Origin of the sequence: Pontibacter qinzhouensis, from assembly GCF_008017455.1 — a bacterium.
GTDB lineage: Bacteria > Bacteroidota > Bacteroidia > Cytophagales > Hymenobacteraceae > Pontibacter > Pontibacter qinzhouensis.
In genome coordinates, this window is the sequence record NZ_VRTY01000175.1 from 1 (window position 1) to 6,048 (window position 6,048).

The 6,048-nt window shown below is 49.0% G+C and carries 7 protein-coding genes; 4 read left to right on the forward strand and 3 right to left on the reverse strand.

The annotated features are described in order from the left end of the window. Together FVR03_RS23545 and FVR03_RS23550 are read right to left on the reverse strand one after the other, a co-directional pair. The coding region (locus FVR03_RS23545) for an adenosylhomocysteinase (RefSeq protein WP_147924226.1) at window positions 1–576 on the reverse strand (576 nt) is incomplete at its 3' end. A 366-nt stretch (window positions 577–942) separates the two neighbouring features. Next, on the reverse strand, window positions 943–1,623 hold the full coding sequence (locus tag FVR03_RS23550; protein WP_147924227.1) for a DUF4397 domain-containing protein: 681 nt from the start codon (window positions 1,621–1,623) through the stop codon (window positions 943–945). Between the two features lie 279 nt (window positions 1,624–1,902). Between FVR03_RS23550 and FVR03_RS23555 the strand changes: the two genes are divergently transcribed. The 3 genes from FVR03_RS23555 to FVR03_RS24665 all read left to right on the forward strand — a co-directional run bounded on the left by FVR03_RS23555 (window position 1,903) and on the right by FVR03_RS24665 (window position 3,702). Continuing rightward, the gene (locus FVR03_RS23555) at window positions 1,903–3,087 is read left to right on the forward strand and encodes a THUMP-like domain-containing protein (RefSeq protein ID WP_147924228.1); all 1,185 of its coding nucleotides are present in this window, start codon (window positions 1,903–1,905) and stop codon (window positions 3,085–3,087) included. A gap of 180 nt (window positions 3,088–3,267) precedes the next feature. Beyond that, complete coding sequence (locus FVR03_RS23560) at window positions 3,268–3,453, forward strand: hypothetical protein (RefSeq protein WP_147924229.1); 186 nt, start codon at window positions 3,268–3,270, stop codon at window positions 3,451–3,453. A gap of 72 nt (window positions 3,454–3,525) precedes the next feature. Next, window positions 3,526–3,702, forward strand: a complete 177-nt coding sequence (locus FVR03_RS24665) for a hypothetical protein (RefSeq protein WP_187270285.1) — start codon at window positions 3,526–3,528, stop codon at window positions 3,700–3,702. Between the two features lie 191 nt (window positions 3,703–3,893). On the opposite strand, the gene FVR03_RS23565 is transcribed toward FVR03_RS24665, so the two are convergent. Beyond that, window positions 3,894–5,309, reverse strand: a complete 1,416-nt coding sequence (locus FVR03_RS23565) for a DUF6600 domain-containing protein (RefSeq protein ID WP_147924230.1) — start codon at window positions 5,307–5,309, stop codon at window positions 3,894–3,896. A 99-nt stretch (window positions 5,310–5,408) separates the two neighbouring features. Here FVR03_RS23565 and FVR03_RS23570 point away from each other — a divergent pair. Next, the coding region (locus tag FVR03_RS23570) for an IS5 family transposase (protein WP_147924231.1) at window positions 5,409–6,048 on the forward strand (640 nt) is incomplete at its 3' end.

Genomic DNA, 6,048 nt, shown 5'->3' on the forward strand with positions numbered 1-6,048 from the left:
GAATTTAGATTTGGTAACAGAGTCGTTCACGTTGATAGCTGGCATAGTCAGCGTACCATTTTTCATGCGCTCGTAGAGGCGGTGCACACCAGTAGTTGTTTCCTCAGAAAGGCCTTTGATGCCGGGAGCAAGCTCAGGGTACTTATCGAGTACCATGTTGGTCAGGTCGCCACCATCGTCCAGGATCATGTTCAGGGGCTGACGATCTTCACCGAAGAACAATGTCTGCTCAATACACCAGTCAAACTCCTGCTCATTCATTCCCTTCCAGGCGTAAACCGAGATACCAGCTGCTGCAATGGCAGCTGCTGCATGGTCCTGCGTAGAAAAAATGTTGCAAGACGACCAGGTAACCTCAGCACCCAGTTCCACTAATGTTTCAATCAGCACAGCCGTCTGGATGGTCATGTGCAGACAACCAGCAATACGTGCTCCGGCAAGTGGCTTGCTTGGGCCATACTCTTCCCGAATAGCCATTAAACCTGGCATCTCTGCCTCAGCTAATCTTATTTCTTTCCGGCCCCACTCGGCAAGCGAAATATCTTTTACTTTGTAAGAAAGTTGTGTATCAATCATGTTAATATGTTTTCATCTGATAACACAAAATTAAGCAAATTGTTACAGAAATCATATTAATCTCTTTGTATTCATGCAGTTTGTTGCTATTCTGCAGCCTCAGTGGCTTTTTCGCATCTGTCTGGGAGTTAAACAGATAGTAGACATCGTTCATCTTAACGTTCTAACATTGTCTTTTCTGTTCATTTGCAGCGCCTGCTCATTTACACCAAAATAAAATGGCTACCCTACTGAGTAGCCATTTTACTAGATGCAGCTAAAATCACTTAAAAAGTAGATTCTTCTAACAGCAAGCCCCTTGAGAGTTTTAGGCAAAAATTTGTTCTGAAGGCCTTTTTGATTTGAATAATTGACTTGCTGTGGCACTTAGTTATTTCTGATGGCACCTGCACCCAGGGAGTTTGTGTTGCCAGCTGGTGGGTTAACAAAACCTTGCGCGAAAACAGTAAGTATGGCGCCGTTCTCCAGCACCACATTCGGTACTGTTAGCACAACAGTGCTTGATCCAGCCAGTCTTACCTCTAAAGTGTAGGTACCTGCATCTACCGGAGTAAAAGCAGTAGCCGATTTAAATGCGCGATTCCCGAAAATAACCGGTCCGTTCTGAACAGCTATGTCTACGGCAGGGGCATCTGGCGAAAGGTGCAGAAAACGCACGTGAGCACGACCACTGGCCGGGCTCGTTAAGTCATCTTCCAGAATAAGGGGTTCGATGTTAGCTAGGGTATTAATAGCAAAAACACTATAGCTTCTGCCTGACTCCAGGTCGAGGTTGCCGTTTATAACCGTAGTAGAAGTGCCGGCAGCATTTACTTTTACATTTCTGGTGCCAGGGTTCACATTCAGGTAGCCGGTGTTGTTAGGGTAAGTAAGCGCTGTGGTGTTTACTTTAGTATCGTCAATTAATAAATCTACGGCAGGAGCGTCAGGCGAGGCATGTACGACCATTACGTTTGCATCGGGTTGCAATTCATCGTCATCGTCGCAGCTGGTAAGCGCAAAAAGGGGCAGTACTGTCAGCAAAAAAATCTTAGTCCAAATTTTCATAGTAATCAAATTAAATGAGTTGATAAATAAGTTTCAATAAGAGAACCAACTCAGAATCATATTGTTTAACATTTATTTAAAAAATTTAAACAAACCTGCTGCTACACCGCCTAATAACCGGCCTTACATTTATAGTATGCTATACATAAATTACCGTTACGAGCTTTAAGAGAGCTTTTTTAAAATGAATGCTTCAGACAACCCTATGGATGCCGGATGTCATAAGAGTTAGAAATTAACTTAACTTTGTTCTTCCACCACTCAAATCGCCAGAGGCTTATGCGACTATTTACACCGGCAGAGAAGCAGTTTATGCAGGAGCACCTGCACACAGATGCTCCGAGCCTGATGTTGCAGGCCAGCCGCTACCCCGACCTGCCTGTACTGGAACTGGTGCAACAACTTCAAGCCCGCCAAAAAGCTGCCACCAAGCTGCCAACCTGGACAAACCATCCAGATGTTGTTTTTCCGATGGCGCTATCGGTAGAGCAAAGTTCTTCTGAGACCACTGCTGCCTACAAAGCCTCCCTGATAAGCGGAAATCTACTTGTGGACCTGACCGGTGGCTTCGGCATCGATAGTTATTTTTTCTCGAAAAGCTTTGCCAGGGTAGTGCATGTGGAGCAGCAACAGGAGCTGTCGGAGGTGGCGGCACATAATTTCAGGTTGCTCCAAGCAGCTAATATTGAAACAGCACATGCCACCGCCGAAGCTTTTTTAGCCAGGTTTGAAGGCAAAGCCGACGTTATTTACCTCGACCCGGCCCGGCGTGGCGGCCGCGAGGAGCGGGTGCACCTGCTGCAGCACTGCGAGCCCGATGTGCTGCGCCTTTTGCCTATCCTCTTTCAAAAGGCGGAGGTTGTGCTGCTCAAAACCTCGCCTATGCTCGACATAGATCTTGCCCTGCAGCAACTGCAACATGTAAACAAGGTTTGGGTAGTGGCCCTGCAGAACGAATGCAAGGAGGTGCTTTACCAGCTCACGTCCCGGCCTGCTCCTGCTGCACCAACCATAACGGCTATAAACTTGTTGCCAGGCAAACAGGCGCAGGTACTTTCTTTTTCGGAGGAGGAAGAAGAGAGGGCCACTGTTGCCTATGCCGATGCCGGAGCTTTTGTGTACGAGCCTAACAGTGCCATTTTAAAAGCCGGAGCCTATAAGTACCTGGCGCAGGCATACCAATTGGCTAAACTACACCCCAACAGCCACCTCTACACCTCCGATAAGCTGTTACCAGATTTCCCGGGCCGCGCCTTTCGCTGCCTTGCCACGCATCGGTACAACAAAAAAGAACTGCTGCAGCTGCTCCCTAACAAAAAAGCCAACATAACGGTGCGCAACTTCCCCGAGTCGGTGGCAGACATACGGCGCAAAACATGCATCAAAGAGGGCGGCACCGCCTACCTCTTCTTCACCACCGATAGGCACCAAAAGCCTGTGGTACTCTTCTGTGAGAAGCCTTAGCGGCTGGAACAATAGAACCACTAAGTTTCCGGAATTTGATCTTGCACCACCATCTGTTACAGTTAACTTTCTGATAAAAGCAGAACTACCATTTCACCTCCAGGCACCTTATGTTCCTGTCTATAACCAACTGCCAGTCATCAGAATCGTAAAACATGTAAACACTTTTACCTATATGCTATGAAAAACGACCAGCAGAAAACAGAAGACCAGCAAGCAACAGATAAAAATACCGCTACACAGGCAACAGGAGACAAGGCTGTAGAGCAAAGCCAGGACGCGGAGCAGACTAGCGGAGGTGCTGTACCCTCTATACAAGGGGCAAACCAAAGCAGAGAGGCCGAACAGAACGACCTTCGGAAATAAGCCAGCTGCAGGACCTATTCAACTGCTTAACCTGCAGCACGTATATGGAATGTAACTATAAAATATACAGCTATGAACAACGATAAGGATAACAAAAAACAACAAGACGACTTTGCAGATACCAGCAAGTCTGATAAAAAAGATATCTCTAACAGCTTAGATAAAAACTCACAAGGCGATAAAGGCGCTAATAACTACACGCCACAAAACCGCACTGATAACGAGCAAGACGAAGAGAAACAAAAATAACGCAAGCCATAGCAGCTAGCTAAAAACAAAAGCCGCACCCCGAAAAGGTGCGGCTTTTGTTTTTAGGAATGTCTTTCCCTTAAGAAAGATTTCAGTATAAATTGAGCTATTCTTAAATAAAAATGGAGAAAATTGTTTCTTTGAAGGCTATAAATTCACTATTTCTATCATTTCTAATTTGACGAAATGCCTTACTGGCCTCTGGTAGGGCGTCCGCTTCCACCAGTTGGCCGTTGTGTTGGAGCGGCTGCCGGCCGTTGCGACTCCGACGACTGGCTAGGCGGCTGCACCGCCCGTTCCGGTTGAACTGACCTTTCTGGCTGCACCGAACGTTGTGGCTGCTCTGAACGCTGCGGTTGAACCGACCTCTCAGGCTGTTCCGACCGCTGAGGTGCTTGTTGCATAGCAGGTCGTTCCTGCCGCTGAGGCCGCTGCATTTCCATGGCTGGCTGCTGCTCTCTATGAATTGGTGTTGCCGGATTCTGAGGATTTTCCATCTGCCTTGTTGGCGCTTCCGGATTCCTGGTTACTCGTTCCCTTTCATGCCTGATAACACCCTCTGGTTGGTTTGTTCCTGCAGCAGGTGTTGCAGTTCGGGCAGGCCGCTGCAGTTCGGGTTGGTAACTTCTGTTAAGTTCCCGCTCAGGCGCAACACCCGGATTTACTCTTTCTACACCGGTATTACCTGTTGCATTGCCACCTCTCGCTGGTCTGGCACCAGACAGGTTCTCGCCTCTCGGTTCGTTTGTTCTCCCCTCAACTCGCTCTCCTGCCTCAGATCTGCCTGGCGTGCTGCCTACGGTGCTCCGATCTGGCCGGCCACTGGTTTCTCTGGTTACAACACGGGTAGGAGCCTCTTCTCGTGCTGGTCTTTCGGAAGCAACTTCAGGGCGGTACATTCTAACTGAGCTACGGTCTACCACCGGGCGGCCAGGTCGGCTGTCGTTGTTTACCTGATACACCTGCACCTTTCTTCGGGTATGCTGCTCAATGTCGTGGGTGCGGGGGCCGTACACATAGGTGCGGTTGCTGTAGTTGTAGTAGTTATTAATTATAGTAGTGTTGTGGTAAATGTTTACCACACGGGTTCTAGGCACACAGTATCTGTAAATGCGAGGGCTGGTGATGTAACGCCTTGGCACAAATACCCAATGCGCCATAGGTATGTTAAAGTTAACATTTACGTACATGCCTGGCCCCAATGGAGCCCAGCCGTAGTAGTCGCCACCGGTGCGCCAGTGTACCCAAGCAGGTCCCCATTCGTTGCCTGGTACCCAAAGCCAGCCATAAAAATCGTCGTAGAGCCAGCGGCCGTAGTGGAATGGTGCCCAACCCCATCGGTAATCCGATACCCAGGTGTTTCCGTATTCCGTCATCACCCAATGCCCGCGCGTGGCGTAGGGCTGAAAACCCGGTTCCACATTCGGGGCCCATACATACCCGTGTGCAGGGTACTCAATCCATCGCCCATATGGTGCCAGCTCATCGTAAAAGGTCTGGAACGAAACAACTGCACCACCTTGTGCTACTGCTTCGCCAGCCCCTACTAAACTAACGGCTACCAATGCCACCAGGCATAGTGTCCGTAACTTTTTTAGTGCTTCCATTGCCTTGTATATTTACTTGCATTATTCTTTATTTATAGGGGACTCCTAAAAACTGAAATTTTATAAATAGAGGCTGAAAGTTATTAGCTTGCCTGACTTATGAGCAAACCTAGCAAAAAAACCTTCAAACGACATAAATCCCTTGGCCTATTTGACGAGCACCTTCGCTTGAGCAAGCTCAGCAAGCTGGGCGATCCATTGGAGAAGCTCTCCAACGGAATCGACTTTGAGTTCTTCCGTGATCTTTTGGAGGAGCGCCTTTATGTGGAGCCGAAGGGCAAAGGAGGCAGGCCTGCCTATGATTACGTGCTGCTCTTCAAGATTCTGATTCTGCAGCGCTACTACAACCTCTCTGACGAGCAGACCGAATATCAGATCTGTGACCGCTTGAGCTTCATGCGCTTTCTGGGCCTGACGCTGGCCGATGATGTGCCTGACAGCAGAACGGTGTGGCTGTTTCGGGAGCGGCTGACCGAGCTGGGACTGGTGGAGGAGCTTTTTGCTTTATTCCTCTCCCGCCTGGAGGAGCTTGAGCTGGTGGTGCATGAGGGTAAGATAGTGGATGCCAGCTTTGTAGAGGTGCCGCGGCAGCGCAACAGCAAGGAGGACAACGAACCGATCAAGAGCGGACAGGTGCCACCGGGCTGGGCGCAGCAGCCCAGGATGCTGCGGCAGAAGGATATGGATGCGCGCTGGACGATGAAGCGCCTGCAGGCCTACTATGGCTATAAGAACCACA

What these genes read in the sequence shown, in the direction of transcription:
- FVR03_RS23550 (WP_147924227.1), bottom strand. Translation starts at nt 1,623, where the DNA reads ATGAAAATTTGGACTAAGATTTTTTTGCTGACAGTACTGCCCCTTTTT.
- FVR03_RS23555 (WP_147924228.1), top strand. Translation starts at nt 1,903, where the DNA reads ATGCGACTATTTACACCGGCAGAGAAGCAGTTTATGCAGGAGCACCTG.
- FVR03_RS23560 (WP_147924229.1), top strand. Translation starts at nt 3,268, where the DNA reads ATGAAAAACGACCAGCAGAAAACAGAAGACCAGCAAGCAACAGATAAA.
- FVR03_RS24665 (WP_187270285.1), top strand. Translation starts at nt 3,526, where the DNA reads ATGAACAACGATAAGGATAACAAAAAACAACAAGACGACTTTGCAGAT.
- FVR03_RS23565 (WP_147924230.1), bottom strand. Translation starts at nt 5,309, where the DNA reads ATGGAAGCACTAAAAAAGTTACGGACACTATGCCTGGTGGCATTGGTA.